This window comes from Nemorincola caseinilytica, from assembly GCF_039540515.1.
Taxonomy (GTDB): Bacteria; Bacteroidota; Bacteroidia; order Chitinophagales; family Chitinophagaceae; genus Nemorincola; species Nemorincola caseinilytica.
Genome location: NZ_BAABFA010000023.1, coordinates 90,680 through 108,324, shown reverse-complemented (window position 1 = coordinate 108,324; position 17,645 = coordinate 90,680). Strand labels below are relative to the sequence as shown.

General features: G+C 52.4%; 17 protein-coding genes. 6 read left to right on the top strand and 11 right to left on the bottom strand.

Translation table 11 applies throughout. From position 1 onward, the window contains the following. Nucleotides 1–43 precede the first annotated feature (43 nt). A complete protein-coding gene (locus ABD843_RS14710; protein ID WP_345084729.1) occupies nucleotides 44–1,309 on the bottom strand; it encodes a GNAT family N-acetyltransferase in 1,266 nt (421 codons plus the stop codon). Nucleotides 1,310–1,353: 44 nt separating this feature from the next. Beyond that, entirely contained in the window at nucleotides 1,354–1,680 is a 327-nt protein-coding gene (locus tag ABD843_RS14705) for a DMT family transporter (protein WP_345084726.1), read from the bottom strand. Nucleotides 1,681–1,838: 158 nt separating this feature from the next. Here ABD843_RS14705 and ABD843_RS14700 point away from each other — a divergent pair, with 158 nt between their 5' ends. After that, nucleotides 1,839–3,140 (top strand): NAD(P)/FAD-dependent oxidoreductase, encoded by a 1,302-nt coding sequence (locus ABD843_RS14700; RefSeq protein ID WP_345084723.1) that lies wholly within the window; start codon nucleotides 1,839–1,841, stop codon nucleotides 3,138–3,140. A gap of 40 nt (nucleotides 3,141–3,180) precedes the next feature. Here ABD843_RS14700 and ABD843_RS14695 read toward each other — a convergent pair whose 3' ends face one another. Then, nucleotides 3,181–3,900: a (Fe-S)-binding protein gene (locus ABD843_RS14695; RefSeq protein WP_345084721.1), complete on the bottom strand. Its 720-nt coding sequence runs from the start codon at nucleotides 3,898–3,900 to the stop codon at nucleotides 3,181–3,183. 274 nt (nucleotides 3,901–4,174) lie between these two features. On the opposite strand from ABD843_RS14695, the gene ABD843_RS14690 reads away from it, so the two are divergent. The 3 genes from ABD843_RS14690 to ABD843_RS14680 all read left to right on the top strand — a co-directional run bounded on the left by ABD843_RS14690 (nucleotide 4,175) and on the right by ABD843_RS14680 (nucleotide 5,833). Continuing rightward, the gene (locus ABD843_RS14690; RefSeq protein WP_345084718.1) at nucleotides 4,175–4,453 is read left to right on the top strand and encodes a hypothetical protein; all 279 of its coding nucleotides are present in this window, start codon (nucleotides 4,175–4,177) and stop codon (nucleotides 4,451–4,453) included. Nucleotides 4,454–4,689: 236 nt separating this feature from the next. Beyond that, nucleotides 4,690–5,229, top strand: a complete 540-nt coding sequence (locus tag ABD843_RS14685; protein WP_345084715.1) for a Crp/Fnr family transcriptional regulator — start codon at nucleotides 4,690–4,692, stop codon at nucleotides 5,227–5,229. A 55-nt stretch (nucleotides 5,230–5,284) separates the two neighbouring features. Further along, the gene (locus ABD843_RS14680) at nucleotides 5,285–5,833 is read left to right on the top strand and encodes a DinB family protein (RefSeq protein WP_345084712.1); all 549 of its coding nucleotides are present in this window, start codon (nucleotides 5,285–5,287) and stop codon (nucleotides 5,831–5,833) included. Nucleotides 5,834–5,905: 72 nt separating this feature from the next. On the opposite strand, the gene katG is transcribed toward ABD843_RS14680, so the two are convergent. Continuing rightward, nucleotides 5,906–8,179 carry a catalase/peroxidase HPI gene (gene katG / locus ABD843_RS14675; RefSeq protein WP_345084708.1) on the bottom strand — a complete coding sequence of 758 codons (2,274 nt, stop codon included), beginning with the start codon at nucleotides 8,177–8,179 and terminating at the stop codon, nucleotides 5,906–5,908. Between the two features lie 411 nt (nucleotides 8,180–8,590). Here katG and ABD843_RS14670 point away from each other — a divergent pair, with 411 nt between their 5' ends. Together ABD843_RS14670 and ABD843_RS14665 are read left to right on the top strand one after the other, a co-directional pair. Then, a complete protein-coding gene (locus tag ABD843_RS14670; RefSeq protein ID WP_345084705.1) occupies nucleotides 8,591–9,031 on the top strand; it encodes a cold-shock protein in 441 nt (146 codons plus the stop codon). A 32-nt stretch (nucleotides 9,032–9,063) separates the two neighbouring features. Continuing rightward, a complete protein-coding gene (locus ABD843_RS14665; protein ID WP_345084702.1) occupies nucleotides 9,064–9,255 on the top strand; it encodes a cold-shock protein in 192 nt (63 codons plus the stop codon). Nucleotides 9,256–9,365: 110 nt separating this feature from the next. Here ABD843_RS14665 and ABD843_RS14660 read toward each other — a convergent pair whose 3' ends face one another. The 7 genes from ABD843_RS14660 to ABD843_RS14630 form a co-directional block, all read right to left on the bottom strand. Further along, the gene (locus ABD843_RS14660; RefSeq protein WP_345084699.1) at nucleotides 9,366–10,340 is read right to left on the bottom strand and encodes a hypothetical protein; all 975 of its coding nucleotides are present in this window, start codon (nucleotides 10,338–10,340) and stop codon (nucleotides 9,366–9,368) included. Between the two features lie 216 nt (nucleotides 10,341–10,556). Further along, on the bottom strand, nucleotides 10,557–11,990 hold the full coding sequence (locus ABD843_RS14655; protein ID WP_345084696.1) for a TolC family protein: 1,434 nt from the start codon (nucleotides 11,988–11,990) through the stop codon (nucleotides 10,557–10,559). After that, entirely contained in the window at nucleotides 11,990–15,151 is a 3,162-nt protein-coding gene (locus tag ABD843_RS14650; RefSeq protein ID WP_345084693.1) for an efflux RND transporter permease subunit, read from the bottom strand. The genes ABD843_RS14655 and ABD843_RS14650 overlap by 1 nt, the downstream gene beginning before the upstream one ends. A gap of 106 nt (nucleotides 15,152–15,257) precedes the next feature. After that, complete coding sequence (locus ABD843_RS14645; protein ID WP_345084690.1) at nucleotides 15,258–16,340, bottom strand: efflux RND transporter periplasmic adaptor subunit; 1,083 nt, start codon at nucleotides 16,338–16,340, stop codon at nucleotides 15,258–15,260. A 158-nt stretch (nucleotides 16,341–16,498) separates the two neighbouring features. After that, complete coding sequence (locus tag ABD843_RS14640) at nucleotides 16,499–16,933, bottom strand: hypothetical protein (protein ID WP_345084687.1); 435 nt, start codon at nucleotides 16,931–16,933, stop codon at nucleotides 16,499–16,501. A 73-nt stretch (nucleotides 16,934–17,006) separates the two neighbouring features. Then, nucleotides 17,007–17,306 carry a type II toxin-antitoxin system RelE/ParE family toxin gene (locus tag ABD843_RS14635; protein ID WP_345084684.1) on the bottom strand — a complete coding sequence of 100 codons (300 nt, stop codon included), beginning with the start codon at nucleotides 17,304–17,306 and terminating at the stop codon, nucleotides 17,007–17,009. After that, nucleotides 17,303–17,530 (bottom strand): type II toxin-antitoxin system ParD family antitoxin, encoded by a 228-nt coding sequence (locus tag ABD843_RS14630; RefSeq protein ID WP_345084682.1) that lies wholly within the window; start codon nucleotides 17,528–17,530, stop codon nucleotides 17,303–17,305. The genes ABD843_RS14635 and ABD843_RS14630 overlap by 4 nt, the downstream gene beginning before the upstream one ends. Nucleotides 17,531–17,645 lie beyond the last annotated feature (115 nt).

Sequence of the window (17,645 nt, the reverse complement as noted above, 5' to 3'; positions counted from 1 at the left end):
AGTACGCGGCCCCCGGCTTTGACCATACTTTAACGGTTCTGCCCTATGTGCGTGCGGTCTCTTTGGCTTTCAGCGGATTGCGCTGCTTCCATTTCCCGTCCTCGGCGGCAGAGAAATACCGGGTGAACCATTGCAGAGCCACATCGGGCACATGGCGCAGCTTTATGCTGTGGCCGGTACTCACCGCCTTGGCCCCCAGGCTGGCCTTTGCATCGAAGGATGTTCTGCCCAGTTTCAGTGTCTTTTTGCGCAATATGATGGCACGTTCCAGCCCATGCATCAGTATATGAAAATAGAGGGGATACTCATTGTTCAGCGCTGCATCGAAGCCTACATAGTATATCTCGTATGCATCGCCGGTAACTATGCCGCTGTAAAAAGCTATCAGGCGCTCTTCTTTGAAATAACCTATCACCTCCAACTCTTCACCATATAGCTTTTTCAGCTCCCTTATATATGCCGCTCCTGCCCTCGACAAAGTAAAGGGCTGCCTGTCCACCACCTGCAGGAAAAGGGCATCCATAACGGCGCCGTGCTTTTCTATATCCTTTACTGACAGGGGCTCTATCTTCAATTCCGCTACCTCGGCCAGTATCTTATTGGCCCGCGCCTTGTATTTACGGCTCAGGGCGTTCACATAGTCCTGCAATGTCTCCCAGCCTTCCCATACTTCCATTTCCATCACGCTGTCTTCCCAGGGTATGGTATAGCCTTGTCGTTCCAGCATGTGCAACTGGCGCTTGTCGGCACCCTCGGGCCTGGGCAGGATAGTGGCCACCACACTGTCAGACGCTGCTATACGATCTGCCACAGATACAAGGGCATCCAGCGCATCTGTGAGCGAAAGAGCGGCGGTATCGTAGCATAAGACCTGCTGGCCGTTGCGCAGCGCATTGCCTGCCACCAGTACTTTTGCCTGTCGCAGATCTAGCAGCAGGTGCACCAGGTTCTTCACCACGGCACGCTTTATATCCAGCGCAAAATTCTGCGAGGTAACAGTGAACAACTGGAAGTACAGGAATAGCACAGGTCTTTCATCGCGGTATACAAAAACATAGCGGAACTCGGCATCGGTAAGCGAGCGCTCCATGGTCTCCAGGTGATCGTAAGAAAGCGCTGCAGGCACATCGGCCCGCAATTGTGCCAGCTCCTGCCGCGCATCGGCTATGCTATAGTAGATAGTGATGTTCGCATCCTTCCTGTCGGCATGGCAATGGGCGAAGATATTCTTCAGAAATGCACTGATCCTGCAATGCTCTCCTATCATCTGGCCCGGTAGCGATATACCTGCTTGTCTCTGGCTGTTCATCTATATCAAAAATACGGTAAAACCCTAGCAATAGTGCCTGTGCATCAGTGCGATACCAGCTTCAGCCCGGCTATGGAACCTATGAGGGTGGTAAGGAAGAATAGCCGCCATGCATCGGCAGGCTCTTTGAAAAAGAAGATACCCGCCAGCACTGTGCCCACGGCCCCTATACCCGTCCATACGGCATAGGCGGTACCTATGGGTAGTGTTTGCGTGGCCTTGTACAGCAGGTACATGCTGATAGTGAGCGACACGAAAAAGCCCGCCATCCACCAGGTGGCCGCACTGCCCTCTGCCATTTTCGCCTTGCCCAGGCAAAAGGCGAAACATGTCTCGAAAACACCCGCTATTATCAGTAATATCCAGTCCATACTATGCTTAAGCTACTGCAAAATTAGGGTACCCGGGATAGAGTTGCGCTATGTGGCCATATATAAAAGAATAGCGCCCATGTGGGTGTTTTGTAACGGTATTGCGCCATGGCCGTGCTACCTTTGGCATGGCGTAGCAGCAAAAGCGCTTGTAGCCCATGAAAAAGAAACTGGTGATACTCGGCGGCGGTTTTGCCGGGTTGCAGCTTGCAAAACGAATGAAGCATACCGGGTACGAGGTATTGCTTATAGACCACAACAATTTCCATCAGTTCCAACCGCTGTTTTACCAGGTAGCCACCGGCCGGCTGGAACCCAGCGCCATATCCTTTCCCCTGCGCAAGGTGTTCCAGCACGAAAAGCATGTACACATACGCATATCGGAGATACTGTCGGTGGACACAGCAGCGCAAAAAGTTGTGACCGCCGATGGCGAACATGCCTACGATGTACTGGTCATAGCCACGGGCTGCACCACCAATTTCTTTGGCAATAAGAACTTCGAGCGGTACTGTTTTCCTATGAAGTCTACCGGTGAGGCAGTAGAGCTGCGCAACCGCATACTGCTGAACTTTGAAGATGCGCTATCGGCCCCAGCCGAACAGCAGGAGGAAATAATGAACATAGTGATAGCGGGCGGCGGCCCCACGGGTGTAGAGCTGGCAGGCTCTCTGGCAGAGATGAAGAAGTACATTCTGCCGCGCGACTATCCCGATATGGACTTTTCGCGCCTGGCCATATACCTGGTAGAAGGTGGCCCCAATACGCTGCAGGCAATGAGCGAGGCATCGAGGGTAAAGTCGAAACAATACCTGGAAGATATGGGGGTACATGTGCTTACCAATGCACTGGCTGCCGACTATGACGGTCATACCCTGAAACTGAAGGACGGCCGCGAGATAAAGACCCGCACCATGATATGGAGCGCAGGTATTACAGGCAATATACCCGCAGGGCTACCCGCCGAAAGTATAGTACGCGGCGGCCGCATAAAAGTGGACGGCTACAACAAAGCGGAAGGTACAGATAATGTATATGCCCTGGGCGACATAGCCTATATGGAGGCCGATGCAGGCTACCCCAAGGGACACCCGCAAGTGGCCAATGTGGCCATAAACCAGGCAAAGCTGCTGGCCGACAACCTGAAAGATACGCTGAAAGGCAAGCCCATGAAAGCCTTTATATATAGGTCGCCGGGGTCTATGGCTACGGTGGGCAAGCACAAGGCCGTTGTAGACCTGCCCTTCATCAGTTTCCAGGGCAGGCTGGCGTGGTTCACATGGATGTTCCTGCACCTTATGCTCATACTCAGTGTGCGCAACAAGTTCTTCATCTTCATCAACTGGGCCATCAGCTATTTCACCAACGATACCACCCTGCGCCTCATACTAAGGCCGGGGAGGAAGGAACAGGGGGACCTCTCCCCGACCCTCTCCAAAGGAGAGGGAGGTGGTGTGTAGCATTTTATTTAACGAAATAGTACTAAAGGAGAAACAACGCCTACCAGCCGCTGGCCAGCACATCGGCTATGTGCATGGTGCGTATGGGATAGCGGTTGTTATCTATATAGCCCTGCATGTGCATCATGCAGGATACATCGGTGGTAATGATGTATTTGGCGCCGGTATCCATGGCGCTTTTTATCTTGGTCTGCGCCATACCTATCGATATGGGCTCGTACTTGATGGCAAAGGTGCCGCCAAAGCCGCAGCAGGTCTCACATTCCTTCATCTCGGCCAGCTCCAGCCCGGCCACATTGGCCAGTAGCCTGCGCGGGCCATCCTTTATACCGCATTCGCGCAGGGCGCCACATGCATCGTGGTAGGTAGCCTTGCCAGTCAGTACGGCGCCTACCTTGTCGGTCTTCAGCACTCCGGTTATGAACTCTGTGAACTCATATACCTTGCCCTGTACGGCATTGCACAGGTTGTGCTCGCTGCTGTTCTCGAACAGCTTGTCGTAGTAGTTGCGTATATAACCGGTGCAGGAGCCGCTGGGACTTACTATATAGGTATCGGGGTTCATGTCGTGCAGGAACTTGCGGGCCACAGAGCGGGCCTCTTCACGGTAGCCCGCATTGAAGGCCGGCTGCCCGCAGCAGGTCTGCTTTGTGTTGTACGTTACCGTACAGCCCAGTTTTTCCAGCACCCTTACCATGTTCATGCCCGTTTCGGGATAAAGCTGGTCTACAAAACACGGGATGAATAGTTGTACCTGCATCTTTTTCGGCTCAAGGGCTCAAAAGTAGTAAGTTATGTCATTATTACCACGGCCATTCGCACAGCTATAATTATATATACCGTCGGTTCGTGAAAGTTATCGCCGCCACATCGTTTTTCACCTCCATGGCCGCACACCTATCATACATAAGTGTGCTACAACACAGTATTTCAGGGAAAAGTACGGCCTGTAGCAGCACTGTGAAAAAAAAATATTGCAATAGCTATGCGAAATTCGATTTATTCTCTATCTTGCCTTCACAAAATCGATCTGAATGAAAAACTACTTCTTACTAGCGTGTTTATCAGTAGCACTTATAGGGGCAAATACAGCATCTGCTCACGATAACGATAGGTCTGAATCAAAAGAGTTCCATTGCTATAAAGCATGGAAAAAAGACTGGAAAAGTGACAAGAAAGAGGTGAAGGCCCGTAAGAAACTGTGCCAGGACAGGCCATTCGCTGCTGCCCGTAAACACCGCAAGGCTCATAAGAAAGCCTGGAAGAGCGAAATGAAGGAGCACAACCACACACATTACTACCACTGGTACTAGTAGGTTAGCATATTTATAAATAGCCCCGGCCCCACAACTTCCGGGGCTATTTATAATACCTTCCACTCCCCCATCATTTTTATTTTCTCCTGTAGCTGCATAGCGCGGGATTTTTTTGTGTACGGTATATTCCCTCATCACCAGTGAACGACCACCGCGAAAATGAAGGGTGTCCCCTCACCTATTACCACATCAGCTAATTAGCTAATTGAACTCACATCAGCTAGTTGCCCCATATGGCAGACGGAAGAACCTTTAATGACGACCTTGTAGCGGCCATACAGCAGCTGGGCACCGAGCGCACCTTCGACAAGCGCGAGATGGTACTGCGCGAAGGAGAGGTAGAGAAGAACGTATATTATGTGGTATCGGGCGCGGTGAGGGTCTTCCTGCTGTCAGAGCATGAGGAGCTTACCATACGCTTCGGCTACGAAGGCTCTATCATCAATTCGTTATCCTCTTTCATAAAGGGCACACCTTCCGAGTTCTACATAGAGACCATAAGAAAGACCACGCTGAGAATAATAGACCGGGAACACTTTCTGAGGATAGCGCACTCCGGCACCGAAAGCCTGAAACAGTACACAGCCCTGCTGGAGCTACTAGTGACACAGCAGATAGAAAGGGAGATAGACCTGCTCACCGTATCGCCATCAGAGCGGCTGCAGCGGGTATTGGCCCGCAGCCCCCACCTGTTTCAGCAGATACCGCTGAAATACATAGCCTCTTACCTGCGCATGACCCCCGAAACACTGAGCAGGGTACGGAATTCTTGATATGCATCAAGGCCGGCTACGACCGCTGCAGCCAAATTTGCATAAAAAAGGAACAATGCAAATAGAGAACGAACAACTGGTAAAAGACCTGCTACGCCTCACCGACAATGTAACAGAAAGGGTACAGCAGCTAAAGAAGCTGGACGCCACCCTGCTGAACCACAAAGAGACCGCCGAAAAATGGAGTGTGCTGGAATGCATAGAGCACCTGAACATGTATGGCGACTTTTACCTGCCGGAGATAGAAAGGCGCATACTGGCGCAAAAGCCCGTGGCAAAGCCCCCGGCATTTAAGAGTGGCGTGCTGGGTAACTACTTTGCCAACATGATGCGGGCCGACGGTAAGAAGATGAAGACCATGAAAGACAAGAACCCTGCCAATTCGACCCTGACGATGACCACCATAGACCGTTTCCTGAAACAGCAGGACCGCCTGGGGCACCTGCTGACACAGGCACAGAACATAGACCTTACCCGCACCAGAACAGCCATATCCATATCGTCTTTCATAAAACTGCGGCTGGGCGATACCTTCCGTTTTCTCATATACCATATAGACAGGCATGTACAGCAGGCCGAAAGAGCTGCCGGTATAAGGAAGTGACAACAACAGAGTAAAAAGAAGCAGCGGCAGACCTTACAAGGTCTGCCGCTGCTATTAAGAAATTACCCTCATTTATTTTTTCAGGTCGAAGCGGTCCAGGTCCATCACCTTGGCCCAGGCCACCACAAAGTCCTTCACGAATTTCTCGCCGCCATCGGCACTGCCATATACCTCGGCTATCGCCCTCAGCTCTGCATTCGACCCGAACACGAGGTCGGCACGGGTGGCGGTCCACTTGCGGTCGCCGGTCTTGCGGTCGGTACCTTCAAAGACCTCGCGGTCCTTACCGGTGGCCTTCCATGCAGTGCTCATGTCCAGCAGGTTCACAAAGAAGTCGTTGGTAAGCTGGCCCGGACGCGTGGTGAGTACACCATGTGCAGCGCCATCATAATTGGCATTGAGGGCACGCATACCGCCTACCAGCACGGTCATTTCGGGAGCGGTAAGGGTGAGCAGATGTGCCTTATCTACCAGGTAGGCCTCTGTGCGCACGAACGACCTGCCCTTGCGGTAGTTGCGGAAACCATCGGCCACAGGTTCCAGGAAACTGAAGGAGTGTACATCTGTCTGCTCCTGCAAGGCATCCATACGGCCCGGGGTGAAGGGCACACTGATATTATGCCCGGCATCTTTTGCGGCCTTTTCTACCGCAGCACAGCCTGCCAGTACTATCAGGTCGGCCAGGGAGACCTTTTTGCCACCTGCATCGTTGAATTCCTTTTGTATGCCCTCCAGCACGCCAAGTACCTTGCCCAGTTGCTGAGGGTTATTGGCCTGCCAGTAGCGCTGCGGCGCCAGGCGAATGCGGGCCCCATTGGCACCACCACGCTTATCGCTGCCGCGGAAGGTAGATGCAGATGCCCATGCCACAGATACCAGCTCTGGCACACTAAGACCGCTTGCCAGCACCTTTGCCTTCAGTGTGGCTACATCATTATCGTCTACCAGCGCGTGGTCTACCTCGGGAATGGGGTCTTGCCATATCAGTATCTCCTGTGGCACATCGGGGCCCAGGTAGCGGGCACGAGGGCCCATATCGCGATGGGTAAGCTTGAACCATGCGCGCGCAAAGGCATCAGCAAAAGCGGCAGGATCTTTATGGAAGCGCCTGGATATCTTCTCGTAGGCAGGATCGAAGCGAAGGGAAAGATCGGTGGTGAGCATGGTGGGGCGGTGCTTCTTCGAGGCATCGAAAGCATCGGGAATGATGGTATCGGCATTCTTTGCTACCCACTGCTGCGCACCTGCAGGGCTTTTGGAAAGTTCCCACTCAAAACCGAAGAGGTGATCGAAAAAGTCGTTGCTCCATTTAGTAGGCGTTTTGCTCCATGTCACCTCCAGTCCACTGGTAATGGTATCGGCACCCTTGCCGGTACCATGGCTGTTGCTCCAGCCAAAGCCCTGTAGTTCCATGCCTGCGGCCTCGGGCTCTTTGCCTACATGCTCTGTAGGGGCAGCGCCATGGGTCTTGCCAAAGCTATGGCCACCGGCTATCAGTGCCACGGTCTCCTCATCGTCCATGGCCATGCGGCCAAAGGTATCGCGAATGTCTTTTGCGGCGGCAATGGGGTCGGGGTTGCCATCGGGGCCTTCGGGATTCACATATATGAGGCCCATCTGCACGGCGGCCAGTGGGTTCTCCAAATTGCGGGAATGGACATCGCCATCGGCATCATCGTCAGAGACCGTTACGCCATGCGGATCGGGCACACCCTCAGAGCCGTGGGCATAGCGCAGGTCGCCGCCCAGCCACTTATCCTCTGCACCCCAGTATACGGCATCATCGGCCTCCCAGGTATCGGCACGGCCACCCGCAAAACCGAATGTTTTGAAGCCCATGGATTCCAGCGCCACATTGCCGGTCAGTATCATCAGGTCTGCCCACGATATCTTGTTGCCATACTTCTGTTTTATGGGCCACAGCAATCGACGGGCCTTATCAAGGCTCACATTGTCGGGCCAGCTATTGAGGGGTGCGAAACGCTGTTGCCCCTGCCCGGCCCCACCGCGGCCATCGCCTACACGGTAGGTACCGGCGCTATGCCATGCCATACGAACGAACAGACCGCCATAATGCCCGAAATCGGCCGGCCACCAGTCCTGCGAGTCGGTCATGAGGGCATGCAGGTCTTTTTTTACTGCCGCCAGGTCCAGGCTATTGAAAGCCGCTGCATAGTCGAAGCCCTTATCCATAGGATCGGACACGGGGGAATGCTGACGCAGGATGTGCAACCTGAGCTGATCGGGCCACCAGTCGCGGTTGCGGGTACCGCCACCGCCTACATTGTTCTTCATGCTGCCATTATGAAATGGGCATTTGCTGATGTCGTTCGAACTGTTTTCCATAGCATTGATATTTGTTGTAAACAAACTTAACCTATTGGGGAAAGAGAGTCAAGCTTTCTGCATTAGGTTTATATTATCGGCTAATTGGAAGATACTATATAGTATACCGGCAGATAGTGTATATTCATTGGTCCACGCCCTTTGTAAGGGGCTTTACCAAAACATTATTTTCCTACTTAATAAAAAGCCGTACTTTTGCACAGACCTACAGGCTTCTGCCTTTGCTATTTCTGCTCAGATAAGAGTCTTGTCTCTTCCTTTCCAGTTCTCGCTTTTTCAGCCGCCTAATTAGATCAGGTAAAATATTTGTGAACCAACTTTTGTTGCGTATAGCTGTTGCTCAATAAAAGAGAATGCCGAACATTTATTGGACCGACCAGCATAGTATAACAAAAACAAACAGGATCAGATATGAGTGAATCTTTCTCGAAAAAAGAAAAGACAAAACAGAAAGAAAAGCATAAACAGGACAAGGCTCAGAAAATGAAAGAGCGGAAGGCCAACAACAACAAGGGGAAAAGCCTTGAGGATATGATGGCGTATATAGATGAGAACGGCAACATCACATCTACCCCGCCAGACATGAACAAACGCAAAGAGATAAACCTGGAAGACATACAGCTGGGTGCTGCTCCTATAGTGCATGAAGAGGTAGTGATAAAGGGAGCTATATCTTTTTTCAATGATGCAAAGGGATATGGCTTCATAACAGAAGAAGGCAGCCGCGAAAATATATTCGTACACTGCAATAACCTGCTGCAGCCGGTAAAGGAAGGAGACAAGGTGACCTTTGAAAAGGAAAGAACGCCTAAAGGATATAGTGCGATAAAAGTGAAAAAAATAACCAAGTAAAGAATACAGTTAACAATTAAAAACCAATAACAATGCAAGAAGGTACAGTAAAATTCTTCAATTCGACAAAAGGCTTCGGCTTTATTACACCTGCAAATGGCGGCCCGGACATCTTTGTTCATGTATCCGGTCTCACTACCGATATATATGAGAACGACAAAGTGACCTTTGAAGTACAGAACGGCAAAAAAGGCCTGAACGCAGTAAATGTGCGTGTAGCCTAAGTGCATAGCTATCTATACCCGCATTGCCGGGTATTAAAAACCATAAAAGCTCCGGATCCGGAGCTTTTATGGTTTTAGGTATATGGGGCATTTTGCAATGAATGCCCTTCTTATTGCAGTTTATCGAGCATGGCCCGCAGCTCTTCGGCGGTCATTTTGTAAGGGTGTATATCGTACCTGTAAGTGGGGTCGCCTTTTATGGCCTTGGTCACATTATCGGCATAAATGTAGCCGTTGAAAAAGCCTACTGCCACTATGGTAGCGAAACGGCGTTGCAGCCTTATCCTGAGCTTGCCGCCCACAGTACCCGGCAGGGGCGTGATGGAATTGGTACCCGACAGGTATACATAGAGCCTGAACGAATCGACAGGCCTGTGGTCGTGCGGGAATATCTCTATAGATATACTGTCTGCGCCCGGCAGGGCATTGCCACCTACCCCGCCGCCGCCACCCGAAGTAGAGGGTGTATCGGTAAGTATCTTATCGGCATTCACAAAACCTATGGTATCGGTAGTGACGCGAATAGTGTCAGTGGCATAGGTAATGGTATTGAGCGTATCGGTACTGATGGTCCACATAACGCTTTCGTTGGTGAGGCTTTTGGTGCCCAGGTAAACGCTCATACCCGGCTCGGGCACGCTTTTCTGCGGCAGGAATATCTGCATGGTCTTGCCGGGCATAAGGTATAGCTGGCGGCCGTTCTGCGTAGCCTGTATGAGCACCTCGCCACCCGAAATGAGCGGCCCCTCAGGGCTGATGGGCATAACACCCGAGAAGAACATATCGGTAGGTGTGAGCATTTCTGCTACCTGTAGCTGTATGCTGCCCACGGCCGGGGTACTGTCGCTGAACATGAAAGCATTGGCGGGTACCACATAGCGGGTACCGCTATTGCCGTAAAAAGAACTTTCGGCAGTGGCATTGACGGTCACGGCCTTTGCTTTGGGCTTCACTTTATCGTAAGGAGCTACATTGGTATAAGGGCCGGGCAGCTCTGCAGATACCCCGGGATCATACCTTTTATTGCAGCAAAGAAGGGCTATAGCAGCAACTGCGCCTAACAGCAGGTGTTTTGTGTGTGGCATGTAGAGGTATATTTAGGTTTGAGGTGGAAAGTTTTGTTAAAGTATACAGATCTCGTGCCAGATCTTTCATATATATGTGCTTTGCTTTCAGTAATTTTTAAGCATAGGCCGTTCTCAAAAAAATGAGGGCGGTCACCGATGGGACCGGAAGGTCTTTCGGTGGGTCCGCCCCGGGGGTTCACAGGTCGTCGTTCCACATCCTATTCTATCTTTCTTTTACCGGTTCCAGCCACCGCCCAGGGCTTTGTATATGGATACCATGGCATTCAATTGCTGTTTTTTGGTCTCTATGAGCTCGAACCGGGCTTCCAGTGCATCGCGCTGTGTCATGAGCACCTCCATGTAGTCGGCACGGGCAGAGCGGAAGAGATCGGTAGAGATATCTATGGATCGTGTGAGAGCCTGCACCTGCTGCGACCGCATGTCGTAGGTCCTGGCAAGATTGCTGATACGCGATAGCTGGTTGGCGACCTCTACATAACCGTTGAGTATGGTACGCTCATAGTTGTACACAGCCTGTACCTGCTTTGCATTGGCAGTGTAATAGGTAGCCTTTATAGCATTCCTGTTGACGAGGGGCGCCATAAGGTCACCGGCCAGGGAGTAGAGCAGGGAGGCAGGGTCTACAAGGTAGGTAGGGTTGAAGGCCCGGTAGCCTACCGCTGCCGATATACCCAGCGATGGGTAGAACCGGGCCTTTGCCACTTTTACATCCAGCTTTGCAGCGGCCAGCTCCTGCTCTGCCCGCCTGATGTCGGGGCGGTTGGTAAGGAGTTGGGATGGAATGCCTGCCGATACGGCCTTCGGTACTATATCGCCGAAGCTGACCGAGCTGCGCTGTATGTGCTGTGGATAGCGCCCCAGCAGGAAGTTGATGCGGTTCTCGGTCTCAGTTATCTGCTGCTGTATGCCGTACTGCAGGCTTTGGGTACGCAGTACCTCGGCCTCGAACTTGCGCACGGCCAGTTCCGTCACCTTGGCGGCCTCTTTCTCCAGCTTCACTATGCGCAAGGCATTGTTCAGCACATCTATGTTCTTCAGTACTATGTCCAGTTCGTTGTCCAGTACCAGAAGTTCGTAATAATTGTCCGCGACCTCAGCCACCAGGTTGGTGACAACGAAATTCCTGCCCTCTACCGATGCGAGATACCTGTTCACAGCGGCTTTCTTCGCATTACGCAGCTTGTGCCAGATATCGACCTCCCACGATGCGCGTGCGGCCAGTGCGAAGTCGCCAAGAGGCTCGGGCATTTCCTTGCCGGGCTTTATCTCAGCATTGGCCTCCATAGCGCCTATGTTGGTATAGCGTGCTACCTTGTCCATACCGGCACCGGCCTGCAGACCTACGAATGGCAGGTATTCGCCCTTGCGCGCGCGTACCTCGTTGCGGGCTATCTCTATCTCCTGCAGGGTGATGTTCAGCTCCTGGTTCCTGCTGAGGGCGGTATCTATAAGGGCACTGAGATAAGGGTCGGCAAAGTAGTCCTTCCAGCTTATGTGCGCCGTATTGCTAGTGTCCTGCGGGCTGCTATAGGCGACAGGCACATTTTTGTTCTCTGTTCGTGTAGCCAGTGCAGGCAGCCTGCATGCACCGAGTGCCGATAGCATGCAGGCAAGCGCGAGGCTTCTGTATATCTTTCCTTTTTGCATTATGCTTCTATTTTCTCGGTCAATGGTTTTTCGTCTTCGTCGCGTATGAGTTTGCGTTTGGAGGCCAGGGTGCCGAATATGTAATAAAGCCCCGGCACTATGATGACCCCGAACACGGTACCGAACAGCATACCACCCAGTGCGCAAGAACCTATGGTACGGTTGCCGATGGCGCCCGGGCCATGCGCGAACACCAGCGGTATAAGGCCAGCTATGAAGGCGAAGGAGGTCATGAGGATGGGGCGAAAACGCACCTTGGCGCCCTCTATCGCAGCATCGAGCACGGTAGACCCCTGCTGGAACTTCTGCGCAGCGAACTCCACTATCAGTACAGCATTCTTGCCCAACAGACCCACCAGCATCACCAGGCCTACCTGTGCATAGATATCGTTGGCAAGGCCCATGGTCTTGAGCAGCAGGAAGGCACCGAACACACCCGCAGGCAGGGACAAGACAACGGCAAGCGGCAGCAGGAAGCTCTCGTACTGTGCGGCAAGCACCAGGTATACGAAGCCCAATACTATGAGGAAGATATAGAGCGCCTCGTTGCCACGCGCCACCTCGTCTTTGGAAAGGCCCTCCCAGTCTATATCGTAGCCGCGTGGCAGTGTTTGTTTCGCTACCTCCTGTATGGCCGCAATGGCCTCGCCACTGCTATAGCCTGCAGCCGGCTCGCCCCTGATGGCCGATGAGGTGTACATGTTGTACCGCGTTATCTCGTTGAGGCCATGGGTCTTCTTTATCTTCATAAAGGCAGAGTAAGGCACCATCTCATCGCGGTTGTTCTTTACATACAGCTTCAGCAGGTCGTCGGGCAGGCGGCGGTATTCGGGTGCGGCCTGCACATATACCTTGAAGAAGTTGCCGAAGCGGATGAAGCCAAGCTCATAAGTACTACCTATGAGTATAGAGAGGTTGTCCATGGCCTTGCCAATAGATACTCCCTTCTGCATGGCGGCCTGGTTATCTATCTCCAATTCATACTGCGGATAGTTGGCGCTGAAGAAGGTGAAAAGCCCTGTGAGCTCTTTGCGCTTGTGCAGTGCAGCCATGAATTGGTCGTTCACTTTCTCCATCTCTTTGTAATCATCGGCATTGGTCTTGTCCAGCAGGCGCAGAGCGAAGCCACCGGCGGCGCCATAGCCCGGCACGGCAGGCGGCCCGAAGAACTCTATGGTGGCACCGGGTATGGCACGGGCCTTCTCCTCCAGCTCGCGAATGATGTCGTTGACAGAATGCTTGCGATCAGACCAGTCCTTGAGGTTGATGAGGCAGGTACCGGCATTGGAGCCACGCCCCTCTGTAAGCACTTCGTAACCTGCCAGGGCCGATACAGAGCGGATACCTTCTACATGTTCGGCTATCTGCTGCAACTGTTTCGATATATCGTTGGTGCGTTCCAGCGTAGTGCCGGGTGGTGTCTGTATGATGGCGTATATCATGCCCTGGTCTTCGTTGGGTATGAAACCCGAGGGCAGGCCACGCGTGATGCCGAATATACCGAACCCGAACGCCAGCAATATACCGAAGGTGATGACCCGCCTGTGGGCTATGAGCCTGAGCAGGCCTGTATAGCGGCCGGTGAGCTTTTCGAACAGGCGGTTGAAGCCATCAATGAAGCGGTCGATAGGTGTTTTTTTGCGGGGCTTGCCGTGGTTGTTCTTCAGTATCATGGCGCAGAGCACGGGTGTGAGCGTGAGCGCCACAAGGCCCGATAGTACTATGGAGCAGGCCATGGTGATGGAGAACTGCCTGTAGAAGATACCCACCGGGCCGGACATGAAGGCCACAGGCACGAACACTGCCGTCATAAGGAGGGTGATGGCGATGACCGCGCCACTGATCTCGCCCAGTACCTCCTTGACCGCGGCAAAGGGCGAGAGGTGTTTTTCCTCCATCTTGGCATGTACGGCCTCTACCACCACAATGGCATCGTCTACCACTATGCCTATGGCCAGCACCAGGGCAAAGAGGGTGATGAGATTGATAGTGAGCCCGAAGAACTGCATAAAGAAGAACGCACCTATGAGTGATACCGGCACCGCCAGTGTGGGAATGAGTGTAGAACGCCAGTCGCCAAGGAAGATGAACACCACAAGGGCTACGAGGATGAAGGCCTCGCCTAGAGTGTGCAACACCTTATCGATAGATGCATCGAGGAAGTTGGACACATCGTAGCTGATCTCGTAATCCATGCCGGGAGGGAAGGAGCTTTTCTTTATCTCATCCAGCTTTGCCTTTATGTTCTTTATCACCTCGCTGGCATTGCTGCCGTAGGTCTGCTTCAGCACTATGGCAGCAGAGGGGTAGTTGTTGAGGTTGGAGTAGATATCGTAGAACTCGCTGCCGAGGTCTACATCGGCTATATCCTTCAGGTGCAGTATCTCGCCATCGGGCGTAGCGCGTATTATGACATCCTTGTACTGCTCGGGCTTGTTGTAGCGCCCCTGGTAAGTGAGCACATACTCCAGCGCCTCTGACCGCTGACCATCGGCACGGCCCAGCCTGCCCGGCGAACCTATGATGCTCTGGTTGGCAAGGGCCTCCATCACCTCATCGGTAGATACATTGTAGGCACGCATCCTGTCGGGCTTCAGCCATATGCGCATGGCATATTGGCGGCTGCCCAGTATCTGCGCACTGCCTACACCCGTTACCCTGCTGAGCTCGCGCAGTATGTTGACGCTGGAGAAGTTGTAGAGAAAATTCTCATCGGCCTTGGGGTCTTTGCTGTATACGTTCACATACATGAGCATATTGGCCTGCAGCACACTTACTATAAGGCCCTCGCGCTGTACTAGCGGTGGCAGCCTGTTGGTCACCTGCTCTATGCGGTTCTTCACGTTTACCACCGCCTGGTTGGGGTCGGTGCCCAGGTCGAAGACCACCTGTATATTGGCCTCGCCTGCGCTAACGGCATCAGAGGTCATGTATTTCATACCCGGTACACCGTTCACTGCCTTTTCCATAGGTATGAGCACGGACTTTACCAATACATCGGCGCTGGCACCGGGATAGGCCACGCTGACGATGACCCTGGGCGGGGCAATGGACGGGAACTGCGACGTAGGCAGTGTGTTGATGGCCAGGATGCCCATGAAGATAATGACAAGGGATATCACTATCGCGAACACCGGCCGCTTGATGAATATATTGAACATTTGTTTTTGTCATTTAGGACCTCTCCCCGCCCCTGCCTACGGCAGGCAGGCCTCTCAGAGGAAAAGGAGGGTAGGTCGTGTTACATGATCTTGTGCTGTTTAAATGTTATTCCGATGGCAACCTGAGGGTGCCCATCACCGTGGCCGGTTCCATATACTTGTAGGCTATCTTGTCATTGTTGTTCACCTTGCGTACACCCTCCAGCAGTATCTTCTCGCCGGCAGTAAGGCCGCTCTTTATGACATAGAGGTCGGGCATTTCTGCACCTATCTCTATGAGGCGAAGCTGCACATGATCGTTCTTGTCTACCACATACACATACTTCTTGTCCATTATCTCGAACGTTGCCTTTTGCGGAATGATGATGGCATTCTTCAGCGGTATCTGCATCAGTATATTGCCGGTCTCGCCATGGCGCAGCAGTCCATCAGGGTTGGGGAAGGTAGCACGGAAGGCGATATTGCCTGTTTCATTGTCGAAGTCGGCCTCTATGGCACGCACCGCACCGTGGTGGGGAAACACCACATTATTGGCCATGCGCAGGTCCACGTTCATCACACTATCCTTCTTTACGTTAGAGCGGTATTCAAGATATTCGGCCTCGGGCACATTGAAGTATACCCATAACTGCCTGTTGTCGGACAGCGTAGTGAGGAGGTCGCCATCGCCCACCAAGCTACCCAGCCGTACATGAAAGCGATCGATGATGCCATCGAAGGGCGCGCGTATCTGGGTGAAGTTGAGATGTACCTGTGCCAGCGCCAGCTCTGCCCGGGCCTTGTTCAGCCGGGCCTTTGCCATGGCCAGCTCGTTGGGGGCCACTACATTGCTATCGGCCAGGCGCTTTGTGTTGCGGTATTCTATCTGTACAAGGTCGGCCTCGGCCTGCGCCTTCTGCAGCTCGGCCTGGTAAAGGTTGGGCATTATCTCGAAGAGGGGCTGTCCCTCCTTCACGAACTGGCCTTCGTCCACCAGTATCTTCCGTAGATAGCCACGCTCCTGCGCGCGCAGCTCTATATGGCTTATAGAGCGTACCTGGCAAACGTACTCTTTGATAATGGAGGTATCCATACGCAGAGCGCTCGTGACCTCGAATGTCGTTTCTTCTTCTTTCGTTTCTTTTTTTGATGAGCAAGCGGCAAGACAGAACGCCACGCATATGCCCATGAGCATGAATGCTTTTTTCATAACATTTCTTGGCTGTGGAAAGCCGTAGGTCTTTTTTGTTGGAAAAAATAGAGGAATGATAATAGGAGCTTTACCTGTGCACTACCGCTAAGACGGCATATACGCACAGCAAAAGCGTAGGAACACGCGCGAACGCATCGGCGTGTTCGTCATTCATCTCAGATCCGAAAGACCCGGTACAGGATGTACCTTGGGGAAGTATTGGCAGATATGAGGCCGCTTTGGGAAAGGCCTATGTAAGAAAGGGATAACTCGCTATAAGTACGGGAGGAAAGAAAGGAAGTGAAATAATTGCCACTGTGGCGCGCGCCCGATGATGTAGGCTCTTCATCGTCCTCATCGTCGCTGTCATCGTCCTCGCTATCCTTGTCGGTGCGCTCGGCATTGTTGTAGCTGACATGGGTGGTCGGCTGCGAGCGGAAGGCAAGATCGGTGTGATGGATGTTGCTAATGATGAGGTCATTCCTGCCTACCCTGTGCATGCCACCGTTCGGCATATCATCGCGATATGTGTATGCGTTCAGGTGACCATAGCCACTGAACAGCATGACGAACGAGAGGAGGAATTTGAGGAACAACTTCATTTCTGGCATCAAAAGTAATATGTGTTGGCAGAAGTAGGTTGGATATGAATTGTTAAAATATTTGGAAGACCTACCGGTTGGGTCATAGATACCTGGGCAGATCTCTACTGGCATGTAGTACACGAACTATCCTGATGCGTTTTTCGATGATGCGATAGAAGACCACATGGGCCACATATGAAATACTTCTAAGCCCCTTCCGGATCTCGTTCCTCGCTCTTCCGGAATGAGGGTGTGCACAGAGTATATGAAATAGGTCTTCGATACCTGTAAGGTAATCTATTGCCTGTTGGGCGCCAAAATGTTCATGGGTATGATCGTATATATCCTGCAGGTCGTTATCGGCTTCCTGCGAGAGCTCATAGGTGTATGGCAGGCTCATTTCCCGGCAGCTTTTGACCGTATGATGTCTTTGACCATGCGCTTGCTTGCAGGGCCGTCCCAGCCTTTGTTTATCTCATGCCGCAGTTCCTCCAATACCCTGTTACGGAAAAGCTCATGCAGGCGCAGTGCATCGCGCACCACTTCAGAGGCGTTCTGAAAATCGCCGCTCTCCAGCTGGCTGGCAATGTATCTTTCCTGTTTTTCGGTGAAGCTGATGTTCATTTTGCTGCGATCTTTATCAAAGTTAAGACATTGTCCAAAAATGGCAAATATGGACATCTTGGATCGCTGTGGACGTTCTCAGGCAGCTTATGCAAGTATGTGTACAACAGTGTCC

Excerpts from the sequence above, each read along its gene's own strand:
- ABD843_RS14635 (WP_345084684.1), bottom strand. The coding sequence starts at position 17,306 with ATGAGCCTGCCATACACCTATGAGCTCTCGCAGGAAGCCGATAACGAC.
- ABD843_RS14705 (WP_345084726.1), bottom strand. The coding sequence starts at position 1,680 with ATGGACTGGATATTACTGATAATAGCGGGTGTTTTCGAGACATGTTTC.
- ABD843_RS14680 (WP_345084712.1), top strand. The coding sequence starts at position 5,285 with ATGCAAATAGAGAACGAACAACTGGTAAAAGACCTGCTACGCCTCACC.
- ABD843_RS14640 (WP_345084687.1), bottom strand. The coding sequence starts at position 16,933 with ATGCCAGAAATGAAGTTGTTCCTCAAATTCCTCCTCTCGTTCGTCATG.
- ABD843_RS14695 (WP_345084721.1), bottom strand. The coding sequence starts at position 3,900 with ATGCAGGTACAACTATTCATCCCGTGTTTTGTAGACCAGCTTTATCCC.
- katG (WP_345084708.1), bottom strand. The coding sequence starts at position 8,179 with ATGGAAAACAGTTCGAACGACATCAGCAAATGCCCATTTCATAATGGC.
- ABD843_RS14710 (WP_345084729.1), bottom strand. The coding sequence starts at position 1,309 with ATGAACAGCCAGAGACAAGCAGGTATATCGCTACCGGGCCAGATGATA.
- ABD843_RS14685 (WP_345084715.1), top strand. The coding sequence starts at position 4,690 with ATGGCAGACGGAAGAACCTTTAATGACGACCTTGTAGCGGCCATACAG.
- ABD843_RS14630 (WP_345084682.1), bottom strand. The coding sequence starts at position 17,530 with ATGAACATCAGCTTCACCGAAAAACAGGAAAGATACATTGCCAGCCAG.
- ABD843_RS14650 (WP_345084693.1), bottom strand. The coding sequence starts at position 15,151 with ATGTTCAATATATTCATCAAGCGGCCGGTGTTCGCGATAGTGATATCC.
- ABD843_RS14655 (WP_345084696.1), bottom strand. The coding sequence starts at position 11,990 with ATGCAAAAAGGAAAGATATACAGAAGCCTCGCGCTTGCCTGCATGCTA.
- ABD843_RS14670 (WP_345084705.1), top strand. The coding sequence starts at position 8,591 with ATGAGTGAATCTTTCTCGAAAAAAGAAAAGACAAAACAGAAAGAAAAG.
- ABD843_RS14700 (WP_345084723.1), top strand. The coding sequence starts at position 1,839 with ATGAAAAAGAAACTGGTGATACTCGGCGGCGGTTTTGCCGGGTTGCAG.
- ABD843_RS14690 (WP_345084718.1), top strand. The coding sequence starts at position 4,175 with ATGAAAAACTACTTCTTACTAGCGTGTTTATCAGTAGCACTTATAGGG.
- ABD843_RS14660 (WP_345084699.1), bottom strand. The coding sequence starts at position 10,340 with ATGCCACACACAAAACACCTGCTGTTAGGCGCAGTTGCTGCTATAGCC.
- ABD843_RS14645 (WP_345084690.1), bottom strand. The coding sequence starts at position 16,340 with ATGAAAAAAGCATTCATGCTCATGGGCATATGCGTGGCGTTCTGTCTT.
- ABD843_RS14665 (WP_345084702.1), top strand. The coding sequence starts at position 9,064 with ATGCAAGAAGGTACAGTAAAATTCTTCAATTCGACAAAAGGCTTCGGC.